At 42.8% G+C, this 25,791-nt stretch carries 27 protein-coding genes and 1 tRNA gene; 19 read left to right on the forward strand and 9 right to left on the reverse strand.

All coding sequences use genetic code 11. The features are described 5' to 3' along the window. The first annotated feature begins 200 nt into the window (after positions 1–200). Positions 201–398, forward strand: coding sequence for a hypothetical protein (locus BUQ91_RS00005; RefSeq protein ID WP_074207678.1), 198 nt, complete (start codon positions 201–203; stop codon positions 396–398). 20 nt (positions 399–418) lie between these two features. Here BUQ91_RS00005 and BUQ91_RS00010 read toward each other — a convergent pair whose 3' ends face one another. Both BUQ91_RS00010 and BUQ91_RS00015 read right to left on the reverse strand, forming a co-directional pair. Beyond that, positions 419–1,663: an alkaline phosphatase family protein gene (locus BUQ91_RS00010; RefSeq protein ID WP_074207679.1), complete on the reverse strand. Its 1,245-nt coding sequence runs from the start codon at positions 1,661–1,663 to the stop codon at positions 419–421. Beyond that, a complete protein-coding gene (locus BUQ91_RS00015; RefSeq protein ID WP_074207680.1) occupies positions 1,663–3,402 on the reverse strand; it encodes a hypothetical protein in 1,740 nt (579 codons plus the stop codon). The genes BUQ91_RS00010 and BUQ91_RS00015 overlap by 1 nt, the downstream gene beginning before the upstream one ends. 44 nt (positions 3,403–3,446) lie before the next feature. On the opposite strand from BUQ91_RS00015, the gene BUQ91_RS00020 reads away from it, so the two are divergent. Genes BUQ91_RS00020 through BUQ91_RS00050 form a run of 7 tightly spaced genes read left to right on the forward strand, consistent with a single transcriptional unit; the run spans position 3,447 to position 11,114 of the window. Next, a complete protein-coding gene (locus tag BUQ91_RS00020) occupies positions 3,447–4,592 on the forward strand; it encodes a HipA domain-containing protein (protein WP_074207681.1) in 1,146 nt (381 codons plus the stop codon). 6 nt (positions 4,593–4,598) lie between these two features. Beyond that, positions 4,599–5,651, forward strand: a complete 1,053-nt coding sequence (locus BUQ91_RS00025) for a glycosyltransferase family 2 protein (protein WP_074207682.1) — start codon at positions 4,599–4,601, stop codon at positions 5,649–5,651. An 11-nt stretch (positions 5,652–5,662) separates the two neighbouring features. Next, a complete protein-coding gene (locus BUQ91_RS00030) occupies positions 5,663–6,649 on the forward strand; it encodes a glycosyltransferase family 2 protein (RefSeq protein ID WP_074207683.1) in 987 nt (328 codons plus the stop codon). After that, positions 6,646–7,380 (forward strand): glycosyltransferase family 32 protein, encoded by a 735-nt coding sequence (locus BUQ91_RS00035; protein ID WP_074207684.1) that lies wholly within the window; start codon positions 6,646–6,648, stop codon positions 7,378–7,380. The genes BUQ91_RS00030 and BUQ91_RS00035 overlap by 4 nt, the downstream gene beginning before the upstream one ends. Positions 7,381–7,388: 8 nt before the next feature. Further along, entirely contained in the window at positions 7,389–8,540 is a 1,152-nt protein-coding gene (locus BUQ91_RS00040) for a polysaccharide pyruvyl transferase family protein (RefSeq protein WP_175566576.1), read from the forward strand. 19 nt (positions 8,541–8,559) lie between these two features. After that, positions 8,560–9,570, forward strand: a complete 1,011-nt coding sequence (locus BUQ91_RS00045; RefSeq protein ID WP_083601095.1) for a glycosyltransferase family 2 protein — start codon at positions 8,560–8,562, stop codon at positions 9,568–9,570. A gap of 20 nt (positions 9,571–9,590) precedes the next feature. After that, complete coding sequence (locus BUQ91_RS00050) at positions 9,591–11,114, forward strand: lipopolysaccharide biosynthesis protein (protein WP_074207687.1); 1,524 nt, start codon at positions 9,591–9,593, stop codon at positions 11,112–11,114. Between the two features lie 5 nt (positions 11,115–11,119). On the opposite strand, the gene BUQ91_RS00055 is transcribed toward BUQ91_RS00050, so the two are convergent. After that, complete coding sequence (locus BUQ91_RS00055) at positions 11,120–12,781, reverse strand: sulfatase-like hydrolase/transferase (protein ID WP_074207688.1); 1,662 nt, start codon at positions 12,779–12,781, stop codon at positions 11,120–11,122. Between the two features lie 651 nt (positions 12,782–13,432). Between BUQ91_RS00055 and BUQ91_RS00060 the strand changes: the two genes are divergently transcribed. Then, positions 13,433–14,437 carry a HigA family addiction module antitoxin gene (locus BUQ91_RS00060; protein ID WP_074207689.1) on the forward strand — a complete coding sequence of 335 codons (1,005 nt, stop codon included), beginning with the start codon at positions 13,433–13,435 and terminating at the stop codon, positions 14,435–14,437. A gap of 72 nt (positions 14,438–14,509) precedes the next feature. Here the strand turns inward: BUQ91_RS00060 and BUQ91_RS00065 are convergent, their stop codons facing one another. From BUQ91_RS00065 to BUQ91_RS15610, 6 genes are all read right to left on the reverse strand, one after another. Beyond that, positions 14,510–15,430 (reverse strand): glycosyltransferase family 2 protein, encoded by a 921-nt coding sequence (locus BUQ91_RS00065; protein ID WP_074207690.1) that lies wholly within the window; start codon positions 15,428–15,430, stop codon positions 14,510–14,512. Beyond that, positions 15,431–16,570 carry a Gfo/Idh/MocA family protein gene (locus BUQ91_RS00070; protein WP_139299651.1) on the reverse strand — a complete coding sequence of 380 codons (1,140 nt, stop codon included), beginning with the start codon at positions 16,568–16,570 and terminating at the stop codon, positions 15,431–15,433. It lies immediately after the preceding gene. Positions 16,571–16,666: 96 nt separating this feature from the next. Beyond that, positions 16,667–17,908, reverse strand: a complete 1,242-nt coding sequence (locus tag BUQ91_RS00075; protein WP_074207691.1) for an ATP-grasp domain-containing protein — start codon at positions 17,906–17,908, stop codon at positions 16,667–16,669. A gap of 33 nt (positions 17,909–17,941) precedes the next feature. Beyond that, positions 17,942–19,075: a dTDP-4-amino-4,6-dideoxygalactose transaminase gene (gene rffA / locus BUQ91_RS00080; protein ID WP_074207692.1), complete on the reverse strand. Its 1,134-nt coding sequence runs from the start codon at positions 19,073–19,075 to the stop codon at positions 17,942–17,944. Between the two features lie 99 nt (positions 19,076–19,174). Continuing rightward, positions 19,175–19,660, reverse strand: coding sequence for a type IV pilin protein (locus tag BUQ91_RS00085; RefSeq protein ID WP_074207693.1), 486 nt, complete (start codon positions 19,658–19,660; stop codon positions 19,175–19,177). Between the two features lie 85 nt (positions 19,661–19,745). Continuing rightward, a tRNA-Met gene (locus BUQ91_RS15610) sits at positions 19,746–19,808 on the reverse strand. A 372-nt stretch (positions 19,809–20,180) separates the two neighbouring features. Between BUQ91_RS15610 and BUQ91_RS00090 the strand changes: the two genes are divergently transcribed. The 10 genes from BUQ91_RS00090 (at position 20,181) to BUQ91_RS00135 (ending at position 25,759) form a co-directional block, all read left to right on the forward strand. Then, positions 20,181–20,585 (forward strand): hypothetical protein, encoded by a 405-nt coding sequence (locus BUQ91_RS00090; RefSeq protein WP_073053496.1) that lies wholly within the window; start codon positions 20,181–20,183, stop codon positions 20,583–20,585. A gap of 17 nt (positions 20,586–20,602) precedes the next feature. Next, positions 20,603–20,821, forward strand: coding sequence for a hypothetical protein (locus BUQ91_RS00095; RefSeq protein ID WP_139299652.1), 219 nt, complete (start codon positions 20,603–20,605; stop codon positions 20,819–20,821). 12 nt (positions 20,822–20,833) lie between these two features. Next, positions 20,834–21,211, forward strand: a complete 378-nt coding sequence (locus BUQ91_RS00100) for a DUF3846 domain-containing protein (RefSeq protein WP_073053492.1) — start codon at positions 20,834–20,836, stop codon at positions 21,209–21,211. A gap of 11 nt (positions 21,212–21,222) precedes the next feature. Beyond that, positions 21,223–21,396, forward strand: a complete 174-nt coding sequence (locus BUQ91_RS00105) for a DUF4314 domain-containing protein (RefSeq protein WP_083532161.1) — start codon at positions 21,223–21,225, stop codon at positions 21,394–21,396. Between the two features lie 2 nt (positions 21,397–21,398). Beyond that, positions 21,399–21,809 (forward strand): hypothetical protein, encoded by a 411-nt coding sequence (locus BUQ91_RS00110; RefSeq protein ID WP_073053491.1) that lies wholly within the window; start codon positions 21,399–21,401, stop codon positions 21,807–21,809. A gap of 31 nt (positions 21,810–21,840) precedes the next feature. Then, entirely contained in the window at positions 21,841–22,122 is a 282-nt protein-coding gene (locus BUQ91_RS00115; protein WP_073053489.1) for a hypothetical protein, read from the forward strand. A 529-nt stretch (positions 22,123–22,651) separates the two neighbouring features. Next, positions 22,652–23,269, forward strand: coding sequence for a TetR/AcrR family transcriptional regulator (locus tag BUQ91_RS00120; RefSeq protein WP_073053488.1), 618 nt, complete (start codon positions 22,652–22,654; stop codon positions 23,267–23,269). Then, entirely contained in the window at positions 23,266–24,153 is an 888-nt protein-coding gene (locus tag BUQ91_RS00125; RefSeq protein ID WP_073053486.1) for an ABC transporter ATP-binding protein, read from the forward strand. The genes BUQ91_RS00120 and BUQ91_RS00125 overlap by 4 nt, the downstream gene beginning before the upstream one ends. Before the next feature lie 13 nt (positions 24,154–24,166). Next, a complete protein-coding gene (locus tag BUQ91_RS00130; protein WP_035769273.1) occupies positions 24,167–24,961 on the forward strand; it encodes an ABC transporter permease subunit in 795 nt (264 codons plus the stop codon). A gap of 12 nt (positions 24,962–24,973) precedes the next feature. Further along, positions 24,974–25,759: an ABC transporter permease subunit gene (locus BUQ91_RS00135; RefSeq protein WP_026667057.1), complete on the forward strand. Its 786-nt coding sequence runs from the start codon at positions 24,974–24,976 to the stop codon at positions 25,757–25,759. Positions 25,760–25,791 lie beyond the last annotated feature (32 nt).

Here is a 25,791-nt window from a genome sequence, read left to right on the forward strand (position 1 = left end):
TGCTGTTCACGCCCGGAGCCATGTAACCGATCAACTGCCAGCCACCGGCCTTGCTTGCTTCAGAGAAGTATGCCTGCTGCAACTTCACGTAGGTTGTGGCTAAAAAGAGAAATTCACCATTCAAAATGGGGCATTTTAATTACAGCGAAAAATAAGTATATTGTTGAAAAACAAACGAACTCCTTATCAGGCAGGCAAATATGAAAGATTTTCTCTACGCATATAGTGACGCTATTGATGAAAGCTATGAGAAAGGAGTAGAGAAAGAACGTGCTGATAGCAAAAAGAAAAGGGATGATGCTATAAAAGCTTTGCTTGCTCAAAAAGTCCCTCCTGATATTATTGCTAATGCATACGGAATACCTGTTGGAGATGTTCTTGGTATAAAAGAAAAGTAATCCGAAATTTTTTTGCGGCCTCAATTCAATATCACAAATGGAACCCAGCGTTTGTAGAATCGTTCTTGGAATTTTAAGGGCGAGAGAATGGGGTTGTGGTCACCTTGAACGATGAATCTTGTTTCGGGGTGTTTGCTTGCTAAATTAGCGATAGCCTTTAATGTTTGCGTTAATAGCTTTGTGTAGGCGGAATCTATTGCGTTTGCATCGCTATTGTATATGCTTGAAAATCCTGGCAATGGGAATCTTGTATCGCTTGTGGTCCATGCAATAAAGTGCTTTTGTGTTGTGTCTACTAGGATACGGTCTATTTTGTTTGCTATGACGTTGTCGCTTTGGTTGTTCCCGTAAAACACATCGCCAAAGCCTATGTTTGCTATGTATTTGTATCGCCTATGCATTAAACTGTCTTGGCCGGACAGGAATGTGGTTCTGTAGCCGATGTTGGCAAATATTTGGGGCAAAAATGTTGTGTCTTTGCGACCCGTGGAATCGCGAGAAAATGACTGCATTAGGTCTTCGCGCTCGGCGGTACGGGTGCGGCTGTACATGCGATTATGTACACCGGCTTTTGTGATGGTTTTTCCGAAAATATCCAATTGAGAATCGAAACGATTTACATCAAGAGGGGTACCCCAACTTTCGACAAGGATAACGACGTTGTTGCGAGTGGTGTCGACGAAATTTCTTGTAATTGTGACGGAGTCGGTGACAATGTATTTGTTTTTGAAATTTTCACTGATGTTTAAACGAGAAACAGGTTTTGGTGCAATCCGTTCGATATAGTCAATTGTTGGTATTTCAGCAATTGGCTGAGAAGGAAATTGGTTGCTTGCTGCTAAATGAATAAATAAAGCTATAAATAAAATAAAGCAGATTGTGTTGGATTTATAGGGTTTTATTTTCCAGACCATGGCAATAGAAAGTCCGCAGGTTGCAAAAGGAATAAATCCGTACCAACCTGTGCTCCAATTCTTGATAGCAAGCAGATTTTGCAAATCTATCCAAGCCACCGCAAACAATGCGAAAACGTTGATTGCGAGTGATAATATCAGAATGGATTGCTTCGCGTTTTTATAAAACGCTCGCAATGACGTAGTCTCATTTGCTAATTTATTCTTTATGTAAATAATGAATAACAGCAGCGCGAAATATTCAAAGCCGAATAGTCCGCGAACAATGTCTTGGCCTTTTTCGAAGGTGAGCAAAAAGGGAACAATTGTAATGAGTGCGCTTGCTATTAGCGGGTATAGGAGACGTTGCATTATTCGGCCTCCTTTGATTGTTTTTGTTCTGTGTGTACTAGGCGGTATTTGTAAAATGTCATTTCTCCAATGGCATTGATTGAGTCTATGGCTACGCTGTCGTAATAGTGGCGTTGTAAGAAGTCAACCAAATGAGGTTCGTTTAGAACAATGACGTTGTCGTGTACAACATCTTTGATGGGATTGGTTATTCCGTAATCTTTTAGAGTTGCTGTGATTTCTGGCAGGTATGGAGTCCAATAACCAAAAGAAATTGTATTGCGATAGGAACCTGTAGGCGAGGCTAGGTAGGGTGGGTTGCGGTGGTGGCTGAATCGCATAAATGCGTTCATGCTCAGTAGAAATATTTTGTCGGGTTGCGAGTCAATGTATTCAAAGACTTTGTTGTAATCGGTTGTGTCTTCGATGGCGAGGGTTTTTAGTTCGCCTGTTGATGGATTGCGAACAATTTCTCCTGAAGTCGCATATGTGTATATGTTGAATAATGCGATAATCGCCAATACTGCATAAATTATTTTAGGGGGCAACGTAAACTTGAACTGCCCCATTAGGGGAATGGCAAGTACCGCTGCATAAAGCCAAAATCCACTTTCGACGCGGTAAACCAAGCGCCCGATATACATGAGATACGCCATTAACGAAAGAATTGCACCAAAAGAGCACCATAGATAAAAAAGTTTTTTCCGGTTGGTGCAGTATGCGATGATGCAGAATGTAAACCATGCCCAAAACATGGGGGATCGCAAAGAGTTCGATAGTGAGTTTAATAAACTGCGGGGGATTCTCCAAGATTCAATTTTATCTTTGTAAGGTGTGATTATGTCTGTATAGCGTTTGATGCTGTCAACGGAAAATACTTGCGTATCGTAAAAGTTCCAGTCTGTGAGCATGTGAAAATCGTTGCCACTCAGTCCGAATTCCTCGGCATCTTCGTAAACGGCATTTTGGTTGTAACTTTTGTTGTCGGCTAATGCGACTCGTGGCCCTTGAAATTTGTTGAAGGCTTCGTATTCGGGCGCTTTGTATATGCTTTGATCGAATGTGTGTAAGGCAAATGCAGATACAAATAAAATTACTAATCCGGTGATTGTTTTTTGCTTGTTTGCCCAACATTGCTTGAACATAAAAAGTAGGCAAATGCAGAAGAATGGCATGCCCATAAGAAACGCCTGCCAACGCATTACGGAACCCCATAGCATTAGTATTATGCCCAAAATAAACGGGGCTGCAGTTTGAAGTTTTTTCCAAACATCATTGCGAGCCCCGTCAGGGGCGTGGCAATCCATTATTTTTTTCTCCGAAATAACTCCATATGCAAACAAGAGCATTCCTGCCGCGCTCAAAATAGAGGCGCATTGCGTAAATTGCACTACAAGATAAAAATCACTTGCGAATAATGCCGTAAACAGCGTCGCGAGAATCGTTCCCCATCGTTCTCCACAACGTTGCAACAGTACGTAACTGATGACTGTAAATGAGAGGAATACTGAAAACATCTCACCGATGTAGTACCATCCGATTTTGGGGAACAGGTGGTACAAAGGCAACAGTGCGTATCCGTAAATGGCGTTTACGAAAATCAAGTGCGGATTATATTCTGTGCCAAGGGCTCCGGTGAGCCGGGCTGCCATAAAGTAATCATCGATGGCCCCAAATTTAAGGTCACCGAAGATAAGGCAAAGTGCGAGAAAGAATAGATTAATAGCAACTGAAAAAATGAGAGCTCTTTTTATTGGCATGTGGAAAATATATATTATATAATTGAAGTATAGGTATTATTGTAATGTCAAATGTAATCTACACCTTGATAAACAGGGAAACGCCCCTTTGCGACTTCGTGATAGAAGGAGAGGGGGAACTTGAGCTTTGCAAGATTGTAAAGACGTATTCGCTGTTGCCTTTTTGGTGCGAAAATATCGATTCGTGGGTGGCTGAAAGAAGTGCTGCGAAACATCGTGCCCATGTGAACCGAATCTTGGAACTGTGTGGCGGAAAAACGAAGAGTGGTTTTATTGCGCTGACACATTGTCTTTCGCTGACCGACACGCTTTGGGTCAAGAGCGAACGAGAGAATGTTACGTGGAAAGATGTAAACTTGTACGAGAATAAATTTGATGAGGTTATCTCGAAACTCTCGTTCGATGGAAATGGTTTGTTTGGAATGCAGATGACGACCACTTCTCCGGAACTTACAACGGATGGTGCTTATGATAAATGTTGGCTGAATGAACAGGACGGAATTCATCTTATTAAAACAGGAAGTTCTGGAGCAAGGAATGCTGGGCTAGAGCCTTATGGTGAAGTGCTCGCGAGCCAGGTCTTTGAAAAAATTTGCGATTCTGTGAAATATATTTTTAGAAGATTTGATGGTAGGGTTGTTTCGGATTGCAAACTTTTCACATGCCAGGAATTTGGTTATCGTCCGATAGCGTTGTTTTATAAGGAACGTTTGACGCTTCCACGATTGCTTGAAATTTACCGTGAGATGAATTACGAAGATGCGTTTAGGCGTATGGTTGTGGCGGATTGTATTACGCTCAATTCTGACCGGCATTTCGGAAATTTTGGATTCTTAGTGAAAAACGAAACATTCGAGCGAACTGCAATTAATCCATGCTTTGATTTTAATATGGCCTTTGTGCCGTTGTCTGAAGAGGGTTTTGATTTTGGCAAACGAGCTGATGGCTCGGAGTGCAATTTTGACGAATACCTTTCAAAACGGGGGCCTGTAATTGGTAGCGACTACGTAGCTCCAGCTCGCGCGATCTTGACTCCTGAAATCAAGAAATGCGTAGAAGAAATCCGCGAAACATCGCTGACAGTCCCTTGCGATGAACGATTTACCGAAAAAAGGCTCTTGCAGATGAACATGATAAAGAATGTGCAATGTGAGAGAATTTTGGGCTTTGACTCAAAGTGGAAATTCTAATTTAGTATGTCTAATCCATTGGTTTCTATTGTAGTTCCTGTTTACAATGCTGCGCAAACCCTTGAAAAGTGCGTTGGTAGTTTGACTACGCAGACTTTTGGCAAAATAGAGATTTTGCTTGTTAATAATGGATCTACTGATAATAGCTTAGATGTTTGCAAGAATTTTGCTGCTAAAGATTCTCGTATAAAAGTTATAGACCACTATGAAAAAGGGGTGTCTACGGCTCGTAATCGAGGAATTGAAGTCTCTTCTGGCGATTATGTAATGTTTGTAGATGCCGATGACTGGATTGATACGAATGTCTGTGAAGTTTTTGCAAATTTGAATTCAAAGTACAATTATGACTTGTTCTGTTTTTCTGCCCTGTATCGTAAGGAGAATAAGTCTGTAGAGTCCTTCTTATATGCAGAGAATGTTGATTTACTCAGTCCTGAGCAAAAAGAATCTCTTCAAATTAAGGTTCTTTCGCCACAAGCGCCAAAGTTGGATTATAAGGTGAATACGCGTTTTGCTGGTAGCGCATGCGGTAAGTTCTATAAACGAGAAATCTTGCAAAAAAACAATCTTCGTTTTGCTACAGAAACGACTATAAGCGAGGATTGCCTTTTTAATACATTGGCGTTAGATTATTTCTGTCGTATTGGTTATACAAAAGATTATTTCTATTATTATGAACAGCATGACGACTCGGCTCAAAATAGTTATCGTCCGAATAGCGATAAATATTTTGGTTTTGTAATAAATCAAATGCAAAAATGGCTAATGGCAACGCATAAAAGCCAAAGATTTATAGACGCAGCAAATTGCCTTTTTATTCATTATTTGTTTGGGATAATGAAAGAGGATGTATTTCATAAAAACAACAAACTTTCTTTTATTATACGAAAAAATCGTTTGAAAGAAATTTTATCATATAAAGTCTTTTATTACATTATCAATAGCGTAAATACGTTATATTTTTCTGCATCCGAACGAATTGTATTGTATCTGATGAAGAAAAAATGCTACTCTTTGTTGTCTCTTTTATTTTGGTTGTATTGTCGCAATGATTTTTAAAAAGGTGTAATATGCATAATCCTCTTATTTCTGTTGTTGTTCCCGTATACAATGTCGAACAATATATAAGAGAATGCGTTGACAGCATTGTTTCTCAAACATATTGTCATTTGGAAATTGTTCTTATTGATGATGGGTCTCTGGATAATTGCCCTGTGATTTGTGATGAATATGCAAAAAAAGATAGTCGCATCAAAGTGATTCATCAAAAAAATGGGGGACTTGCGAAGGCGAGAAATGTTGGTATTGAAAATTCAAGTGGAGAATATATAACATTTATTGATAGCGATGACTATATTGCTTCAAATTACATTGAAATATTGTATAGGGGAATAATAGAAAACAATGCCGACGTATCAATAGCTTCGTTTCGATCGTTTGAAAAAAATAATACCGCTGTTATTGAAGATTCTTCTTGCCAGTTTGCAACAATATCGAAAAAAAGATGTTTTGAAAATTACACGTCTATTTTTACAAATCCTTTTGTCTCTGCTTGGAATAAATTATACAAAAGAAATTTATTTTCAAATATAAGATTTCCAGAAGGGAAATTGTATGAAGATGCTTTTACGACGTATAAAATATTTGATGTCTCACAAAAAATTGTCTTCACTTCTTCTGTTCTCTATTTTTATCGATTAAACCCTGATAGTATTATGGGACAATCTTTTAGAAAGAAACATTTAGAAATGATAGACGCTTTTCGAAGCGGTTTCGATTATTTTGAAAAAAAAAATGAAAAAGACATATCAGAATTGTTTATTGCGCCATTGTTGATGCGTGAAATTTATTGCTGGTGGGGGGTAAAAAAACTTTTAAAAGATGATAATTTGGCGAAGAAAATATTAGACGATTATAAAAAAGATTCTAAAAATTTAGAATATACAAAGGATATAGGATTTATTTGGTTTTTGATATTCAAAATAATTGCATTTTGTCCGTGGCTATATGTTTGCTATAGAAAAATAAGCCCTAGTTATATGGGGGATAGAAAATGATTCCTAAGGTTATTCATTATTGTTGGTTTGGACACAAGCCCCTTCCTCCATTAGCTTTAAAATGTATTGCTTCTTGGAAAAAATATTTACCAGATTATGAGATAAAAGAGTGGAATGAACAAAATTTTGATGTTGCTCAAATTCCGTATGTAGAACAGGCTTATAAAAATAAAAAATATGCGTTTGTAAGTGATTTTGCTCGGTTCAAAATTATGTATGAATATGGAGGGGTATATTTTGATACCGATGTTGAAGTTATTAAACCATTAGATGATATTATAGAAAAAGGTTCCTTTTTGGGGATGGAGGCTGGAGAATCGGATGGTGCTTTATACTGTAATGTTGGTTTGGGATTTGCATGTGTTCCTAGATTAGGTTTGTGTAAAGAAATGATTGACTTGTATGGTTGTCTGAATTTTTATGAGGATGGTCGTTGTAATTTAAAGACTGTGGTTCAGTATTTTTCAGAGATTCTTATGAAAAAGGGAATTAGACTTTCTTTGGATATTGTAAAATATGAAAATGTATATATATATCCGCCAGAATTTTTTTGCCCCAAATCATACGAAAGTGGAAAAATTCGACTGACAGAAAATACTCGCACTATACATCATTATGCCGCATCATGGCATGGACCTAAAGAAATCCTTATGCGAATTTTAACTCGTTTTTTTGGGACAGAAAGAATTGTTGCTTTTTGGAAACGGTATATGAGTCTGTTTGGTAAATGAGTAATGTTATGAATGAAAAACATAAAATAGGCTTGGTAACATTGTATAGAGAAAATTATGGCTCTATCCTCCAGTGCTACTCTCTTAAGTTTTTTTTGAACTCATTAAACAATGAATGTGATGTATTATATTTGAAAGATGATGAGAATTTATTTCATCTTGATGTAATAAAAAGAAAAATAAGAACCTTAATAAATATTATCTTTAATCCTTCGTTTTTACGCTTTCTTTTTTTCAGCAAACTTGGTTTGAATAAAAGAAATTTGACTAAGGGATCTGAATCTAAAATGGATGTTTTTGTGGACTTATTTTTGCAACCAAAATGTGTTTTGTCTACTGATTTGAAAAAGAAAGAGTGGCTGAATCAGTATGATAACTTTGTCGTGGGAAGTGATCAAATATGGAATGTTTGCCATATTGTCAAACCGTTTTATTTTCTCCAATTTGCTCCAAGAAAAAAAAGGATTGCTGTAGCGGTTAGCTTTGGAATATCAAAGATTCCTTGGATTAATCAGAAAAATTTGCGAACAGCTTTGAATGGGTTTGATTTTATTTCTGTTCGAGAAGAAACGGGTGTTGAAATTGTAAAAAAGTATTCAAAAGCAAATGTTTGTCGTGTTGCAGATCCAACTTTTTTATATGATGCCGATGAATGGCGTGACATTGCTAAAAATACGAAACCGATTCAGAAAAAGTATATTCTTTTTCATTTTTTAAATGAACCAGAACAGGTTGCTGTTGAATCTGTGAAGTGGCTTTCCGAACATCTAGATTTAGATGTGGTTGCTGTTGGCTATTGGCATAAAGTGTTAAACACGGTTGATAGAATAAATTTAAAAGAGGAGGGACCTTTGGGATATGCGTCTCTAATAGACAACGCTGAATATATTTTAACGGATTCTTTTCATACGTGTTTATTTTCCATTAACTTTGAAAAAAAATTTTTTGTATTTAGCCGACGGTATGTTATGTTATCTCAAAATAGCAGAATTTATGATATGCTCAATCGGTTCGCTTTACAGGATCGATTGATTTCTGATATAGAAAATCTAAAAAATAAGTATTTGGAGAATCTTCCGAAACATGTGAAAAATATTATTGAAAAAGAGAGAGCTGATATACGCAATTTTGTAAAGAAGTCGATTCTGAAAAACTCGTAATTTTTTAAAGAGGTGCGATTTGAACTGTAATGTGGTAGAAAAAGGTTGTGTTAGTATTATTGTTCCCATTTATAATGTAGAACGTTTTTTGGATAAGCTGATTTTATCACTTATTCAGCAAACATATAAAAATTTAGAAATTATTCTGATTGATGATGGGTCACAAGATAACAGTGGCTCTATTTGTGATTGTTATGCGAAACAGGATAATCGGATTAAGGTTGTTCATAAGGAAAATGGAGGCGTAAGTAGTGCTAGAAATTTTGGCTTGGATATCTGTTCCGGGGAGTACATTTCTTTTATAGATGGAGATGATTGGGTAGAACCGGATTATATAGAGTATTTACTTTCTGTGATGAATTTTGCCAATGCAGATCTTGCGTTCTCGGATAAAAACTTTACAACACGAGATAGAACGCAAAATACTAAAGATTTTTATGAAGTATGGGATAGAGAGAAAACAGTGGCTTTGTTTCTCTATCCGGGAATTGCGATTGGTTGTTGGAATAAAATTTATAGAAGGAAATTTTTATGCGATCATGATATCCGATTTAAAATGCAACGTTCTGGAGAGGGAATGCATTTTATTGTGACTGCGGCTCAATACGCAAAAAATATTGGTGTTGGCCATCGCAAAATATATAATTATCGCCTCAATAATGAGAATAGCGCTGTTACAAAGTATAATTTAGATATGGGTATATATGCGCAAAAAAGTATTAATGCCATTTCTCGAGAACTAATTTTAAAAACGCCTGTTGTTTTGAATGCTGTGAATTGGCATATATGGAAAAATTATGGTTATATCCAATTTCTTATTGTTGCTACAGATTCCTTGAAAAAAAATAGGAATTTGTTTGACAGATGCCGTAAATACATGCTGTTGAAATTACCTTCTGTTTTGATTAAAAGTAAAGTTAGTTTGAAAATAAAGTTATTTATGGTGTTACAAACTTTTTTCCCCATATCTTGGGTGAAATTTCAAATAAAAGCATCGCAGGATGCTTTGAAAAAAGATGTTATGTTGTAGATGTCTGTTGAAGGTTTTGTATGGACAATCGTTTAGTTATTGCAAAAAACACGTTGTTTCTGTATTTTAGAATGCTGTTGACGATGTTTGTGTCGTTGTATGCAAGTCGTGTTGTTTTGCAAGTTTTGGGAATTAATGATTTCGGAATATTTCAGACGGTTGTTGGTGTTGTTGGTCTGATTTCATTTGCGAATAATGCTCTTTCTGCCGGCTCTTCTCGTTATTTGACTTTTGCTCTTGGAAAAGGAAATTTAGATGAACTGAAGAAAACTTTTTCATCTATTTTTCTAATTCATTTGGCTTTGGCTTTATTAGTTGCTATTGCTGCGGAAACTGTTGGATTGTGGTTTGTTTGCCATAATGCTGAGATTTTACCGGAAAGAATCGATGCCGCTGCTTTTGCATACCATTTTATTGTTGCTTCTGTTTTTTTGTCAATTACTCAAATTCCTTATACGGCGTGTATTATTTCTCATGAAAAAATGGCCGTTTTTGCATATGTTAGTGTTATAGAGGCTTTTTTAAAATTGTTTGTTGTTTATTTGCTTCAAATAGGGGATTTTGACAAGTTAAAAATGTATGCTGTTTTATTATGTATTGTGCAGTTGGGAATAACTTTTTCTTATAGGTTGTATTGCTTGAAAAATCTTCCTGAATCAAGAAGTCGATTTATTGTGGATGAGATAATTATAAAGAATGTATTAAAATATACTGGCTGGAATCTTCTGACTAATACGGCATCGGCTGTTGTTTTACATGGATCAACAGTAATGACCAATGTATTTTTTAATCCAAGTATAGTTGCTGCAAGAGCTATTGCTAATCAAGTGAATGACTCTGCTAATCAAGTTGTTCACAATTTTAGAAATGCAAGTAATCCGCAGATTGTAAAAAAATTCGCTGCAGAAGATTTTGAAGGAAGTAAGCAACTTTTACTTAGTTCTACGAAAATATCTTTTTATCTTATGCTCTTTTTATGTGTTCCAGTCTTTCTCGAAACAGAAATGATTCTAAAAATATGGTTAGGATTTGTTCCCGATTATTCAGCGGCTTTTTTGCGTATTGCGATAGTGACCAGTTTAATCCAGGTATTCAGTCATTCTTTTTATGCCGCCCTTTATGCAAAGGGGACTATTCGTGAGAATGCAATTTTTACATCCATAGTAAATTTCTTGATGTTTTCTGTTGTATATTTGCTTTTTAAGTTAGGTTTTTCGCCATTAGCTCTTGCTTGGAGTATTTTTATTGCAGAGTTTTTCTTGGCTGTATGTGTTAAATCGGTGCTGGTTGTAAAAATAGTTGGTTATAGGTGGAATGATATATTCGCTGTTTATATTCCTTGTATAAAGGTGTTTCTCGTAGCTATTCCAATACCGTTGCTTATGCTTCTTTTGTTAAACTCTATAAATATGAATGAAATTTTGCGATTCATTGTAATGATATTTTTTTCTCTTGCTTCTGTATTTTTTTCTATTTGGTCAATTGGTCTTAATACTGAACAAAGAAATTTTTTACGACAAATGTTTTTACGTTTTCGCCAATAACAAGATTATTTAGCTTCTTTTCTAAGTAAATAGCTTTCGTGTACCAAGTGACTTGACATTTTCCCCAGTTTTACGTTGAGATTGTTTAATCCAATGCTTTCTACGAGTGTTTTCTTGTCGCTAAAAAGGTCTGTTCCGAATCCTAGCCGATTTCTCTCAATGTCAAAATTCATTGAACTTAGAATCGTCGGGAACATGTCGATGTCCGAGAATGCTCTGTTTTCTTCTGATGTTGGCTTTTTTGATGAATTTATAAATATGTCAATCCATTTGCGGTTGGGGAAGTCTTTTACTAAACGTGTTCCCATAAATAGGTGATCTCCGAAGATTACAATGGATGTGTTTTGGTAGAAGGGTTTTGACTTTAATGAGTCTAGGAATTTGTTCAGTTCCCTGGATACGCAGCGAGCTGATGCTTTGAGAAGTTCGTCTTTGTTGTTTTCGTCGTTGGCTTTTATGCAATCAGGGTCGTATAGTCCATGGGGGGAATGGGTGTCGATGGTAAAGAATGTTAGTGAGAATGGCTCAGATAGAGTGTCAAGAATTTGTGTTGCAAATTTAAAGGATTCTTTATCTTGAACATTTTTCCAGCCTTGTTTTACCATATAATCTTCAACATCTAAGTTCATTCGTTCTATCAAATCATCAGGGCCGTAGATTTCGTCCATCTTGTGATCTGTCACGAAATTTCGAAATTCTTTGTAACATCCAGGATTTCCTTGGAAGAATATTTGTCTATACCCGTTTTCGTTTAGAATTTTATAAATGCTTTTGTAATGGTGCAGTATGGGAGTTTTTTGGTAGTTGATGACGTATGGGATTCCCAAAGAACGTGTGTGCATTGCTGCAAAGGTCGCTCCTGAACCATACGATTCAATTCCGCCTCCAATGGAATTTTTATTTCTACCAAAGTTGATGTTTTGTTGTGCTAGTTGGGTAATTTCTGGAATGAGGTTCGTATCCTGATTACCCCCATGTTCTTTGTCGGAGAATGTTGTTTCCATGGATTCTAGATAAATTAGAATTAAGTTTCGCTTTTGTTCTGGGGGCGTAATTTTGACTGAATCAGGATTGACGTAGTTTTCAACAAAAAATTTTGAATATGATGCGCTTTTCTCGGGTTCGTTTTTTAGGATGTGTATGTAATCAGATACGGGAATATCGCTGATAAAAAGCGCAATGGTAGCGGCAAAATAAGCACCGATGAAAATTAGTCTTTTTTTAGTATTGCTAAAAAGGGCGTATAGGAAAATGGTTAGGACTGCAGTTATTATAAGTGCTTGGGGTATTGTTGTTGACAAGTACTGCTTAATCATTGAATAGGCGAAGTCATCGAATGGCTCTTGTAGGGTAAGCATCACTACATTTGCGTCTCTAAGCGGGAATGTGTTTAACGCCCAATAGATGCCAGCCCTAAAATGGATTGCAAAGAAGAGTAGAAGGACTATGAGGGGTATGTGTGATGGTTTGAAATAGTCTTTTTTTTGGAATTGTTTTGTTTTCCAGTTTATTGCGATGAGCCCTAAGATGGCTAATATGAATGTTGGCGATACAGAAAATGGTGTGATTTCAAAAAAATAGTGTTCTGCTATAAAAAAGAGACACGCAACTATTGCGACTGTTTTTACGGCAAAAATGATTATGTTCTTTATTCTGCAGTTTTGCATGTTTTGTAATATAGATTAAAAGCCGTTTTGTGGCGAACCTGTGGGTGTTGACAATGATTGTTTTCTGAATCATATTTGATAGTGAACGAATGTTCTAGTACTCTAAATTTCAAATGTGGCGGTTTTATGATTGTCTGCAGGGAGATGATGATGTTGAAATGGAAAATATTGACGAGTGTACTAACATCCTATATGTTTGTTAGTGTGGATGTCAAATTCTAAAACAACTTGTCGATGCAGGGCAAATCGTAAGGGTGGCGCGAGGTTTATATCAGCCTAACTGATATGGCAAAACACAAGAATGCTGAATGGACTCAGTTGTGCTGTTTTCATGTTCAAAATGCAATATTCCCGAACGGGAAAATTTTGCTTGCTTATACCGGTTAATTTTTGAAAATATTGCACCTCTTGCTTATATTAAAATTTTGAATTATATTATAGGTGTATTGAAATTTTTGAGGTGAAAATGCAAGTTGTGTACGCAGATAGGGAATTGGCTCGCTGTGCAGGTCAATGGGCTTGTGATTTGGACCATCCGTATCGTCTTATTTTCAAACCGGTTATGAATAGTGACGGAAATGTTATCGGATTGATTGTTGAACAAACTGTTTCTATTCTAGAAATTGTAGATTATCATGAGTAGGAGTATTTATGCAGGTTTATAGATGTGATGAATTAGCTGTAGTGACGCCGCCTGGGCGGCATCTTGCTGAAAAAATTGAAGAAATGGGCCTTGATGCCAATGATTTGGCAGCACGCATGGGCTACACGCCCAAGGCGGTGAATGACATTTTGCAGGGAAATTGCCGAATCACGCCCGAATCGGCCCTTTCTCTTGAAATGGTTACGGAAATACCTGCTGGGTTTTGGTTGCGTAGTCAGATGGCTTACGACGAATTTCTTTCGCGTGAGAAAATTAAGGCCTCGCTTATGGATCAGTCCCTTTGGAAAAAGTCGTTTCCGGAGGAGCTTGATGTTCGCAATTGGGTCCGCAAGGGTACTGATAAAGCGGATGATAAATCTTTAATGCCGCTTTTGAAATTCTTTGCGGTGGCATCCCCGAAGGCTTGGGATGGCTACTATAAGAAAGCTCAGTTGAAGGTGGCGTTCCGTATTTCGCTTGCGGAGGTCAAGGATCCGTATGCGACTTCGGCGTGGATTCGCCGTGGCGAGATTCTTTCGGACCAAGATCCGATGGAAAAGCTGGGGCAACCTGCGGTTCGTAAAAAACTTAAGGCGGCGCTTCCCGAAATTATTGCGTTTGCGGCTGCAAATAAGAAATTGCCAAAGCGCGAAAAGCGAATCACTTATTGGACGCCTGAGGCGGAAGTGGTTGACGATTGCATGACGGGTTTGCAGGAGCTTTGCCGCAAGATTGGTATTCGCGTGCTGTTTGTGCAGAATTTCAAGAGCTCGCCGATTCACGGCATGTATCGTTGGTACAAGGATGTTCCGCTAATCCAGTTGCATGACCGCTTTAAAAAGCGTGAAACGATGTGGTTCACGTTTTTCCATGAACTTGCGCATGTGCTTTACCATGGCAAGAAGGGAATCTGTTTGCAAAATATCGAAATTACGCACCACCACCCTGAAAAAGAGGATGAGGCCAACTGCTTCGCGCAGAAGTGCATGATGGAGGCGGGTTTCGAGGTGTAGAATGTAGTCTTGGGGACTCGCAGTTTTTGAATGCTGCGAATCTTGATGACTGCGTTTCTGATAAAGTTGTCCCTAGAACGTCCGCTTGCGTACAACGTATTGCGGCGACTGGTTGATGCTGATGTAGATGCGGCCTACATATTCACCGATGAGTCCGAGCAATAGCATAATCATGCCGCCTATGAAGAGGATGGTGGCGAGCATGCTGGTGTAGCCGAGGGGTACTGCAGGGAACATCAGTTTCTTGTAGATGACAAAGAGGCCTGCAGCAAAGCCGAGGATTGCGCAGAATAAACCGATGAAGGTTGCGGCGCGAAGCGGCTTTACGGAGAATGCGGTGAAGCCGTTAATCCAAAGTCCGAGAAGTCCTGCGATGGTGTAGCCGGATTCACCTTCGAGGCGGCGGCGGTGCTGGACTTCGACGTTGCCTAGATTTTTGGTTGCGCGGAATACAAGGCCGCTGATGTAGGCAAACGGGTGGGGGTAGCGCACGATTTCATCGACGATGAACTTGCGCATGATGAAAAAGCTTGTGGTGCGCAGTGTTTTGGGCTGCCCGATGATTGCTTCGGCCATTTTCTTGTTGACCCATGTTCCGAAGCGGCGGAATAAATGTTGTTTGGCGTGCTTGTAGTAACCGTAAACGACGTCATAGCCTTCTTCTAGCTTGTCTACAAGTTTGAAGGATTCGCTGGCGGGTGTTTGGCCGTCGTCGTCGAGGCTGATGATGTAATCGCCTGTTGCCTGGGCGTAGCCTGCCATGAGGGCGGAGTGCTGCCCGAAATTCTTGGCGAGGCAGATTCCTTTAATGCGCGAATCGGCTGCGGCAAGGCGTTCGATAACGCTCCAAACGTTGTCTGGGCTGCAATCGTTTACGAGAACAATTTCGTAGTTGGTGCCGGGGCGGGTTGCCACGGTGTCATAGATTTCTTTAACGACTGTTTCAATCGTATTTTCGCTACGGTAACAGGGGATTACAAAAGAGAGTTTCATCTAGAACCTTTGTTGAACGGATTCCCACTTGTTGCTTTGGGCTGACTTTGCGGCGGCTTGCATCATGGCGAGGCCTTCGAGCGATGTGCGGATGCCGCATACGTACTGGCTTGTAAAGCTGCCTTTGGCGAAATATTGCCCGAGGCAATCGGCGATGTCTTTGTAGTAGTTCGCGAATGCTTCGATGAATCCGGCGGGGTGGCCTGCCTTGAATCGGTTGTAGCGCTGTTGGTTTGCAATTTTTACATCACCGGTGCGGTCGCGGAGGCTTACGTTTCCGCGGAGGTCACATGTCTTGAGCGTTTCGGGTTCCAGTTGGAACCATTCGGCGCTGCCTTCGCTGCCGTAAACGCGGATGCGGAGGCCGTTACGGTTGCCGAGTGCGGTTTTGCTGAACCAAATTTGGGCGCGGACGTTGTTCGTGTACTGCGCCAGTGCTCCAACGTTATCTACAATTTGCGGGAAAAGTCCAAATGTGGCTTGGTCGGCGACGATGTGTTCGGGGCGTTCGCCGGTTAAAAAGTAAATCATGTTGTGCAGGTGACTCCCGAGGTCTAGGGAAATTTTCGGGATCACGGTGTCTTTGAGTCGCCAACTTTGCGGTTTGGGGGGCTCGTTGTTGGCACCCAGGCGCATAAAGCCTTCTTGCGGCATTTCGACTTGCACTTGCTGGATTTTTCCGAGTTTACCATCGGCGATGAATTGCTTGAGTTCGCGCACCATCGGGTAACCGGTGTAGTTGTATGTAGTGCAGAAGAAACCTTTGGTTTCGGCAACTGCTTTGGCGATTTCTTCGCCTTCGGCAACGCTAGTTGCAAGCGATTTTTCGCAAATGACAGGGAAGCCTGCCTTGAGGGCGTCGATGACAATGTCTTTGTGCAAATCGGTTGGGGCGAGGACCACGACAGCATCGAGTTTGCCTTTTTCGGCATTGAGCAAATCGCGGTAATTTGCATAGGTGCGCTCGGGGGCTACTCCCCAAGTTTTAGCCGTCTGCTGGTTTGTTTCTGTGTGGGTGCTGAAAGCACCTGCAACAAGTTCAAAATGTCCGTCCATTTGGCTTGCTGCCTTGTGGACTTCGCCAATGGCGGAATTTATGCCGCCCCCGATAAATGCAATTTGGTAAGGTTCCTTCTTCATATTATGGAATATAGGATATTTCTTTTTGATTAGATGGCGGATGTGGTCCGCCATGGTGTTTTTAGTTGTCATTCCGGGCTTGACCCGGAATCTCCTTTATTCTACTATGATTTTCGCTAGTTCGACCATTCTTGCTGTTTTGTCTTGCATTTCGGCTAGCGAATTGAACTTGAAGAATACAATACCTGCTTTGTATGTAAGCTTGTCTGTGATGATTTCGCCGGGCTTGTACCACAAGAATTTTTCGATGATGTTCCCTTGGATTTCTGGTGCAAAAGTGACGTCGCGAACTATTCCTTTAATGGTTGCTCCGCATTTCGAGCTGTCGCCGGCTTGGCAATCTGCCATGATGCAGTGGCGTAGCCAAAAGCCTTGTGTCGGAACATCAACGATGCTGGAAATGTCCATGCCGGTTTCGGCCATCACGATGAATTTCGGGTAGTCGACACCTGTCGAGTACTTTACGAATTTGATGTAAAGGTCGCCAGGCGAGCGGCGACAAATTTCAATGATGACAGGCGTGCCGTCAGCTTGTTCGATGTACTGTATGTGCAAAATACCATCGACGAGGTTGAGTTCGCGGGCGATGCGCTCGCTGTAATCGCGGAGTTTTGCGAGAGTTTCGCCGTTAGATGTGCTTGGCGAGTTTGCGCCCGAGACCATGTACTTGTTGATATAGTATTGTTCGTTGTCGGCAAATGCGAATGCAACTTTGCCTTTTACGAGCATGGCGGAAAATCCGTGGTTTGTGCCTTCGACAAATTCTTCGACCACGATGTGGTCTTGCCGAGTGCGGCTTGTGGCGTCGCGGTAGGCTTCATACGCTTCTTCGGGCGTGCATGCGCGGTGGATGCCTTTGCCTCCTGTGAGATCGACCGGCTTCACGATGATGGGGAAGGAGAGGGCGTTGTTGCCTGTAATGGCCGCTTCGAATTCGGCGGTATTTCGGATAACAACTGTGCGCGGCGTCGGGATGCCAAGGCGTGTTGCCAAGGCGCGGTATTTGTCCTTGTGGTGAATTTCAAGGCTTGTCGCGTAACTGTCGTGGCCTGGTAATCCTAGCTTTTCGCAAACGTAGACTGTAGAAAGTAACGCAAAATCATTGCATCCAGAACAAACTGCTTGTACCCCTTCGGACCGCGCGAGTTCGAGCATAGCTTCTTTATTGCTAAAATCTTCAAATACCGTCTTGTCGGCATGGGGGTGGCCAAGTCCTTCGCGGTTGTTGCCTGTAGTTATCACATACCAACCGAGTTCCTGAGCTGCTTTAATTAGCGGAATTTCGGCATGGCTGCCACCTAACAGCAAAAGTTTCTTTTGTTGATTGCTTTGCTCCATTTTATTTCGCTTGTAATGACGTGTGTGTTCTTTTTACTTCCCGAAAAATTCCTTGACCTTGCTGCATACAAATTCGAGATCTTCGGGTTTTAGACCATAGAACATGGGGAGGCGCAAAAGGCGGTCGCTTTCTTTAGTGGTGTAAATGTCTTCGCCATGGAATCGTCCAAAGCGTTTGCCTGCTGGGGCGTTATGCAGCGGCACGTAGTGGAATACAGCAAGGATTCCATTCTTGACTAAGTGCGCGATGAGTGCGGTGCGTGTTTTGAGGTCTGCGACCTTCAGGTAGAACATGTGCGCGTTGTGCGTGCATTCTGCCGGAATGTACGGCAGCTGCAAATCGCCTGCGTCTTCGAGCGGTTGCAAACGTTCACGGTAGGCGTTCCAGCTTGCCATGCGGTTGTCGTAAATCTTTTGTGCGTTTTCGAGTTCCGCGTAAAGGTAGGCGGCGTTCAGTTCGCTAGGCAAATAGCTGGAACCGAGTTCTACCCATGTGTACTTGTCGACTTCGCCACGGTGGAACTGCACGCGGTTCGTGCCCTTCTCGCGGATGATTTCGGCATGGTCGGCGTATTTTTTATCGGTAATGAGAATGGCTCCGCCTTCTCCCATGCTGTAGTTCTTGGTCTCGTGATAGCTGTAGCAGCCAAAGTCACCGAGCGCTCCGAGTGAACGTCCTTTGTATGTAGACATCATGCCTTGTGCGGCATCTTCGATGACGAATAAATTGTGGCGGCGGGCGATGGCGTTGATTGTATCCATTTCGCAGGCGACACCGGCGTAATGCACGGGAACAATGGCGCGGGTCTTTTCGGTAATCGCGTCTTCGATTTTCTTTTCGTCGATGTTCATCGTGTCAGGGCGGATGTCTACGAATACGCATTTGGCGCCACGCATGGCGAATGCATCTGCCGTGGAGACGAATGTGAACGAGGGCATAATGACTTCGTCGCCGGGCTGAATCCCGCACAAAAGTGCCGACATTTCGAGTGCGTGTGTGCAACTTGTGGTAAGCAGTGCTCGTGCGGCTCCAGTTTTCTGTTCTAGCCAAGCATGGCATTTCTGGTTGAATTGCCCGTCACCGCAAATTCGGCCGCTTTCGACGGCTTTACGGACATATTCAATTTCTGGGCCAACAAATGGTGGCTGATTAAATGGAATTTTCATAACTCTATATTTATAATTATTTACATGAGAAATGCATAATTTCTCAAAAAAAAATGCGAAATGCTGTTTTCGCGTTACGGTGCGAAAGGCTATTTGCTTTTATTCACCGGCTTTTGTGATTGGTGTTTCCGTTGTGCTCAATCTGCGGAAACTCGGAATCAAGGAGGCGAGACAGTTGGTTGCATCGTCTGTGGATGCCCAGTATTTCATGTCGTGTGGCGGGTTCAATTTATAGTTGACGAACCACTTTTTGCCTTTTTCGCAGTCGTTCAATGGAACGTTTGCTGCTGCGGTCCAGTTATGCACGGTTTGGTCTGCATCGTATTCGAAATTCGTGGTGCTCGCCTTGCCGGTGGAGTTGCCCGCGGGGGATTTGTAACCGATGTTGAACCAGGTCCCGCCTTGAGTGCGTTCATGGATGTAGGCTTCTTGCATTTTGATGTAAGTCCCTGCGGCCACGGTGATTTCGGAGGCTTTTGATTTTGCCATAAAACCGAACAGTTTTGGAACGGCGACCGCGGCGATGGTGCCCATGATTACGATTGTAACCATCAGTTCAATAAGGGAAAATCCTTGCTTTTTCATGGTACTCCCCTGCTAAGCATTGCCATAAAAATAAGATATTTTTTGACAAAAAAATAGCACTATCTTTTTAAGATAGCGCTATTAGTGGGGCCTCCCGGACTTGAACCGGGAACCAACGGGTTATGAGTCCGCTGCTCTGCCCTGTCCCGCGTAGATACTGGGTTTTCGATTAACGTCTCACAAAAAGCTCACAATTTAAAACCCTGTTTTTGCCTTAAAAAGCCCACTTTTTGTGACCTGGTTTTGAGCTTTTTGCTCATCCCCAGACGTCAAAAATTTACAAAAAATTAACAGGTTGAACCAGGGGGTAAAGACCGTCAAAAATTTTTTTTTACGGCCATTGACAAACCTAACTAAATTAGGTATATTAAGTAGTGAACAAAAGAGCACTAAAACTGTTTAAAAATGACCATAATGTTGACTAGAAATTTGATGATTCCAGACGGGAAAAAACGACTTTCGATTCAATCCATCGAGGCTCGCCAAACGGCGAGCCTCTCTTTTTTTGAGAGGTAAAACCATGAGCTACGACTACCATGAAAACATCAAGGACGACTGCGTGACGGCCATCAAGGAATACCTTGGGTATCACGACGTGAAGGGAATGTCCAAGGAAACGCTGAAAGAAAAATTCCGCGATGCGTTTTGGGTTGACGATTCTGTTACTGGCAACGCTTCGGGTTCCTATACGTTCTCCAGCTATGACGCTGAACAAAACATCGCGGGAAACTGGGACTTGCTTGGCGAGGCCATGACCGAGTTCTGCTGCGAGTGCAACGCCATCGAGAAAGGCGCTGAATGGGCGGACGTGACGATTCGCTGCTACCTGCTTGACGAGGGCATTGAAAAGGCGATGGAGGAACTGGAAGAAGAAATCGAAAAAGCGATTGAAGAAGAACCCGAAGATGAAAGCGCGGAGGCATAGCGATGGAAAGGGCGAATGTGAAAGAACAGCTTGAACGGATGATGAACGAGTTCAATCAGAAATCCGACGAACTTCAAAAGATGGCTGAGAAAAGCGTCAACGGAACCATGGAAAGGTACACGCTGGCGCAGGCCGACACCGCAGCTGCGAAGCTGCTCGCGCTCAAGGAAGTCGCCTTGAGGCTTGGCTTCGCTGTTGTTTACGATGCAATTCAAAACAAGTGGACTCTAACCTAAAGGAAAAAAACAATGAAGATAAAAGCATACCTCATCGACGTTATCAACGAGACCCATAAGGCGGTCGAAATTGAAAACAAGCTCGCGGACTATTACCGCGAATTGCAGTGTACCGTGATTGACATTCAGGAACGGAAAATCGGCAAGAAGGTCTTCGACATTATCTGCGACGATGAAGGTCTTTTCAAGGAGCCTGCGAAAATCAGTGCCATCGACAATCTCGGTTCGCCTATGTTTGTCGGCAATCTCCTGGTCGTAAAAAATAAGGACGGAGAGACTACCACATTGAGCGACGAAGATGTATATTACGTTTCCGAACATGTGGAAAACCTTTGTACCAAGCTGTTTCCGAAAGGCTACCCGATGCTGACGCAGGTCGAATATTGCTAGGAGGGCTGAACATGAATTTGAAAATCGGAGACAAGATTGAAATTCTCGAAATGGTAGGCGAACCCCAGTACACGGGAAAGGTCGGAGTCGTTGATTTTATTGACGACGCTGGTCAAGTGCATGGAAGCTGGGGAGGCTTGGCCGTCCAACCTGAACGCGACAAAGTTCGGCTGCTGGAGGGGTGACGATGGCGGAAGGACAGCTGGATTTCTTTTCCATCCTGGATTCCGCAAGCGAAGCGAACAACGCAAGGCCATGGTGTAAATCATGGCTTTGCGCCCGTAAGAACGATTGCGGAGTCTATGTGGAGAATGTGCAGACATTCAGGCAGGGAGAGGGCTACAGGCGCTATGTGGAGCTGAAATGCGCCCTCGACTATCCGAAAGTCTATTACGCTTGCAGCATCCAGGACAGAATTTCCGGGCGCGGCTCGCCGCTAGATGCCGATGGAGATTACTGCTTCGACGTGTTCGACGGAATCGCGGACGTGGAGAAGAAGGTACGCGGCTATCTGACGCGCTGTGCGTCGGGCTACGAGGTGAACCGTTCCTGGATAGATGGCGTGGTGAACATGCTCAAGAACAGCTTGCAGCAATAGTGCAAAAGCTATTTTTAAAGCGAGGCAAACAATGAATTACAGAACTCTGTGCAGCTTTTACAAGGGCGAGAAGGAATGTCCCTTTGAAGCTGGGAATGGAAACGCTGGGAAATTTTGGATGGCGGAACGGTTCGTCTGTGAGGAATACGCGCAGACCGTCGAGAAGCAGGTCAAGACGGATTTCTTCCGCATGGTTGCAGCCTACATTTCCAAATGGGCGCCCTACGATTATCCCGACCTGATACGCGACTACCTGTCGAAGTCCGATGCCGATGAAAAAATCAAGGCTCAAGTGAAAGCGATGTATCTCTAGTCTTAGGCGGCAGTAGGAGCCGCCTTCGGTCTCTTTTTTGCACAAAATATGATTTGTTCACTTGAAAAAATCCGATTTTTACTATCTTTGCGCTCGGAGCCTTAGCTCAATCGGTTAGAGCGTCGGACTCATAAAAATTGTGGCACCAGCTTGAAAGAGTTGGATGCGAATGGGAAGAAATCGGTGAAACCTAACCAGCGGCAACGCTGCACGGCAACGCCGAGCCGAGCCAGGGGTACACTCCTGGAAGGTGTAGAGACTAGCGGAGCAGTAGAGCCTGCTTAATGACCGCACAAGCCTCCCACGTCTAAACCCGCAAGGGCATGGCGAAGACATAGTCCACGGAGGTGCGAAAGCATCACAAACGTAAACCCGTTGGTTCCCGGTTCAAGTCCGGGAGGCTCCACGAAAGAGGATGAGTTGGAAAACTCACCCTCTTTTTGTTTATCTTTAGGGTTGACCGAATCGGTTATTGGTGTTATATTATAAATAACCGATTCGGTTATTTCGTTGAAAGGCAGGGATCAAAGTGGAAAAATTTTTGGCGCTGACGGAAGAAAAGAAAATGACGATCCTGAACGCAGCACTTCAGTGCTTCGGAAAATTTGGTTATGAAAAAGCATCCGTCAATGATATTGCAGTGGCTGCTCATATCTCCAAGGCATCCATGTTTCAGTATTTCGGAAGCAAAAAACAGCTCTATATTTATCTGCTGGAATACTGTAAAAAGGTCATTGAAGAAATATTTGAAAAAGCACATCTGGATTCCAAAACGGATTTGTTCGACAGGATCCTGGCATCCAGCCGCATGGAAATGGAGAGCTTCCAAAATCAGCCCTTCACCCTGCAGTTTATTACCAGCGTCTGGGAAGAAACTTCTCCCGAAGTAGCCGATGCGCTGGTGATTCTGACAGAGGAAGCCTGCAGCTTCAGAAACGATATGGTTCTTCGGGAGGAGGACGCTTTGAAATTCAAAAACCCGGAGGATGCCCGGCCGGTATTTCAGATGCTGCTTCTGATGGGCGAGGGATATGCGGCCCGGTACCGTGGGGCAAATGCTTTTGACTTTGAGACCGTCATGGATGATTTTGAGAAGAACATCGCAATTCTGCGGAAAAATTTTTATAAGGAGGAGTATCTGAAATGAGCGAGCCAATCATTGTTTTGGAAAAGCTGACCAAGCACTATGGGAAACATCGGGGAATTGACGGACTTAGCTTCTCTGTTGACCAGGGCGAGTTTTTCGGCTTCATTGGCCCAAACGGTGCGGGAAAATCCACCACCATCCGCACCCTGATGGGCCTGATCCATCCCAGCGGCGGCAGCGCATCTATTTTCGGCCTGGACTGCCAGACCAAGGCCAGTGTCATTGCCAGAGATGTGGGCTATCTTCCCAGCGAAAACAGCTATTATGAAAACATGAAGGTGCGGGAACTGCTGCAATACAGCGCAGACCTGTACGGCATGAATTGCGAAACGAAAATGTATGAGCTCTCCGAGCGCCTCAATCTGGATCTGACCCGGAAAATCGCAGACCTGTCTCTGGGCAACAAGAAGAAGGTGGGGATCGTGTCTGCCGTCATGACCTCGCCCAAGCTGCTGATCATGGACGAACCCACCAGCGGCTTAGACCCGTTGATCCAGCAGGCTTTCTACGATATTCTGAAGGAGGAGAACAGCCGGGGAACCACCATTTTCTTCTCCTCCCATGTCCTCAGTGAGGTGCAGAAGCTGTGTGACCGGGTGGCGATCTTAAAAGAGGGCAAGCTCGTGGGCATTCAGTCCATCCGAGAGCTGCGGGAAAGCGGCTATAAAAAGGTCAGCCTTACCGCTGAAACGGCCATCCCCCGTGAGTTCTGGGGCCTGCCCGGCATTGCCAACTACACCGAGAGTCCTGACAAGACCTCTGTTTCCTTTGTGTATAACGGCAATATCACGGCGATCATTGACAAGCTTCACCTGCTGCATTTGGACGATGTGCTTTTGGAAGAACCCTCTTTGGAGGAGATCTTCCTGCACTACTATGCGTAAGGAGGTGTCAGGCATGGTCATTTTGAAATATGAACTGAGAAGGCATCGAACCTATATCCTGGGCTGGGCCATCGCCTTGGCTGCGTGCATCTTTTTCATGACACCGACTTATTACAGCTTTCTGGATGCGGCCTCCGTGGAACTCTTTGAAACCATGGGCACCACGGACTTTTACAGGAGCGTCGGCGTATCGATGGAATACCTGACCTCTCCGCTGGGTATTTACGGGTTCCTGACCAGCTTTTTCATGATTGCCTCCGGCGTTTTCGGGATGCACTTCGGCATTTCCATTCACACCAGAGAATGTACGGAAGGAACCTCGGAATACCTGTTTACAAAGCCCTTTCCCCGGAAAGCAATTTATTGGGCAAAGGCATGGACGGTGTTTGTCGGCGTGGCGATCGTGGGTGCGGCGTATCTGCTGGCTTCCCTTTTCGCCATGGCAACATTCCGTTCCGGAACTCCTTGGGGAGAGTTTTTCCTGATTGCCCTGTCCCTGACCCTTGTGACGCTGTTCTTCGCTGCAATGGGGCTGATGGTGGGAGTTTTGTTTTCCCGCAACCGCAGTCCGCTGCTGACTGCCGGTTTGGTTGTGTTCGTTGAGTATTGCATTACCAGCTTCTCCAACATCGTCAGTAACCGGGCTATCAGTTTTCTGTCTCCCTACTCGTTCTTCGGAGCCGCCGAGATCTCCAAAGCCGGCTTCTATGACCTCCGGTATCTTGGGTGGTGCGTGCTGCTGTTTGCCTTGTTTTTGGTGCTTTCTTACGGTGTCTTTCTGAAAAAAGACATTCAGTTCCGCAGCTAAGGAGGTGTGAACATGAAAACATTGATTAAAAATGAATTCCGCCAAACCAGAAGACTTTTGCTGATCTGGCTGGGAATCATGCTGCTTCTGTGCGGTTTCTGCTATTTTGAGCTTCTGTCCCTACGGGACAGTCTGGATGAAATGGCAGCGATGGTCAGCCAATTTCCGAGACTGATCATGATCATGTTCGGAGTCAAAGGCGACTTGACGACATCCACCGGCTGGTATGTGTGCATCTATTTCTGGGAGGGACTGCTGGCGTTTCCTTATGCCATGTCTTTGGGACTGTCCTGTGTGGCAAGGGAAAAGAAATTCGGAACATCGGAATACCTGTTCACAAAGCCTGTGAAGCGGAAAACCATTGTTCTGGCGAAGGTGATCGTTTCGGCAGTGAACCTGCTGGTGTTCGCCCTGTTCAGCGGCGTGTGTAATTATTTCACGATCGTTCTTCCTTTGGGCGGTCTGGATCAGCCGGGAGCGGTGCTTTCCACAACGATGGGAATGTTCTTTACCCAGACTCTCTTTTTTGCCCTGGGTCTGCTGTTTTCCAGTGTGCTTCGATCCTATAAGGCTGCGGTGCGGACAGGAACAATTTCCATGCTGGCTGCCTATGGGTTGGCCTTTACTGCCGAGTACACAGGAAATCATTTCCTGGACTACCTGACCCCATTGCGTTATTTTGATGTGTACGAGGTAGCACTGCACGGTTTCCACCTTCCCTATCTCGTCTTAACGATCGTTGTGGCAGGTATTTGTGTCGCAGCTGCCCTGGATCAGTGGAAACGGCGGGAATTGTGATGTTACATGAATCGTGTATCTTGAAAACAGCA

Origin of the sequence: Fibrobacter sp. UWB11 (genome assembly GCF_900143015.1) — a bacterium.
Taxonomy (GTDB): domain Bacteria; phylum Fibrobacterota; class Fibrobacteria; order Fibrobacterales; family Fibrobacteraceae; genus Fibrobacter.

Excerpts from the sequence above, each read along its gene's own strand:
- BUQ91_RS00135 (WP_026667057.1), top strand. The coding sequence starts at position 24,974 with ATGAAAACATTGATTAAAAATGAATTCCGCCAAACCAGAAGACTTTTG.
- BUQ91_RS00020 (WP_074207681.1), top strand. The coding sequence starts at position 3,447 with ATGTCAAATGTAATCTACACCTTGATAAACAGGGAAACGCCCCTTTGC.
- rffA (WP_074207692.1), bottom strand. The coding sequence starts at position 19,075 with ATGAAAATTCCATTTAATCAGCCACCATTTGTTGGCCCAGAAATTGAA.
- BUQ91_RS00015 (WP_074207680.1), bottom strand. The coding sequence starts at position 3,402 with ATGCCAATAAAAAGAGCTCTCATTTTTTCAGTTGCTATTAATCTATTC.
- BUQ91_RS00125 (WP_073053486.1), top strand. The coding sequence starts at position 23,266 with ATGAGCGAGCCAATCATTGTTTTGGAAAAGCTGACCAAGCACTATGGG.
- BUQ91_RS00040 (WP_175566576.1), top strand. The coding sequence starts at position 7,389 with ATGAATGAAAAACATAAAATAGGCTTGGTAACATTGTATAGAGAAAAT.
- BUQ91_RS00060 (WP_074207689.1), top strand. The coding sequence starts at position 13,433 with ATGCAGGTTTATAGATGTGATGAATTAGCTGTAGTGACGCCGCCTGGG.
- BUQ91_RS00065 (WP_074207690.1), bottom strand. The coding sequence starts at position 15,430 with ATGAAACTCTCTTTTGTAATCCCCTGTTACCGTAGCGAAAATACGATT.
- BUQ91_RS00075 (WP_074207691.1), bottom strand. The coding sequence starts at position 17,908 with ATGGAGCAAAGCAATCAACAAAAGAAACTTTTGCTGTTAGGTGGCAGC.
- BUQ91_RS00010 (WP_074207679.1), bottom strand. The coding sequence starts at position 1,663 with ATGCAACGTCTCCTATACCCGCTAATAGCAAGCGCACTCATTACAATT.
- BUQ91_RS00035 (WP_074207684.1), top strand. The coding sequence starts at position 6,646 with ATGATTCCTAAGGTTATTCATTATTGTTGGTTTGGACACAAGCCCCTT.
- BUQ91_RS00070 (WP_139299651.1), bottom strand. The coding sequence starts at position 16,570 with ATGAAGAAGGAACCTTACCAAATTGCATTTATCGGGGGCGGCATAAAT.
- BUQ91_RS00025 (WP_074207682.1), top strand. The coding sequence starts at position 4,599 with ATGTCTAATCCATTGGTTTCTATTGTAGTTCCTGTTTACAATGCTGCG.
- BUQ91_RS00090 (WP_073053496.1), top strand. The coding sequence starts at position 20,181 with ATGAGCTACGACTACCATGAAAACATCAAGGACGACTGCGTGACGGCC.
- BUQ91_RS00050 (WP_074207687.1), top strand. The coding sequence starts at position 9,591 with ATGGACAATCGTTTAGTTATTGCAAAAAACACGTTGTTTCTGTATTTT.
- BUQ91_RS00030 (WP_074207683.1), top strand. The coding sequence starts at position 5,663 with ATGCATAATCCTCTTATTTCTGTTGTTGTTCCCGTATACAATGTCGAA.
- BUQ91_RS00100 (WP_073053492.1), top strand. The coding sequence starts at position 20,834 with ATGAAGATAAAAGCATACCTCATCGACGTTATCAACGAGACCCATAAG.
- BUQ91_RS00005 (WP_074207678.1), top strand. The coding sequence starts at position 201 with ATGAAAGATTTTCTCTACGCATATAGTGACGCTATTGATGAAAGCTAT.
- BUQ91_RS00085 (WP_074207693.1), bottom strand. The coding sequence starts at position 19,660 with ATGAAAAAGCAAGGATTTTCCCTTATTGAACTGATGGTTACAATCGTA.
- BUQ91_RS00115 (WP_073053489.1), top strand. The coding sequence starts at position 21,841 with ATGAATTACAGAACTCTGTGCAGCTTTTACAAGGGCGAGAAGGAATGT.
- BUQ91_RS00130 (WP_035769273.1), top strand. The coding sequence starts at position 24,167 with ATGGTCATTTTGAAATATGAACTGAGAAGGCATCGAACCTATATCCTG.
- BUQ91_RS00055 (WP_074207688.1), bottom strand. The coding sequence starts at position 12,781 with ATGCAAAACTGCAGAATAAAGAACATAATCATTTTTGCCGTAAAAACA.
- BUQ91_RS00110 (WP_073053491.1), top strand. The coding sequence starts at position 21,399 with ATGGCGGAAGGACAGCTGGATTTCTTTTCCATCCTGGATTCCGCAAGC.
- BUQ91_RS00105 (WP_083532161.1), top strand. The coding sequence starts at position 21,223 with ATGAATTTGAAAATCGGAGACAAGATTGAAATTCTCGAAATGGTAGGC.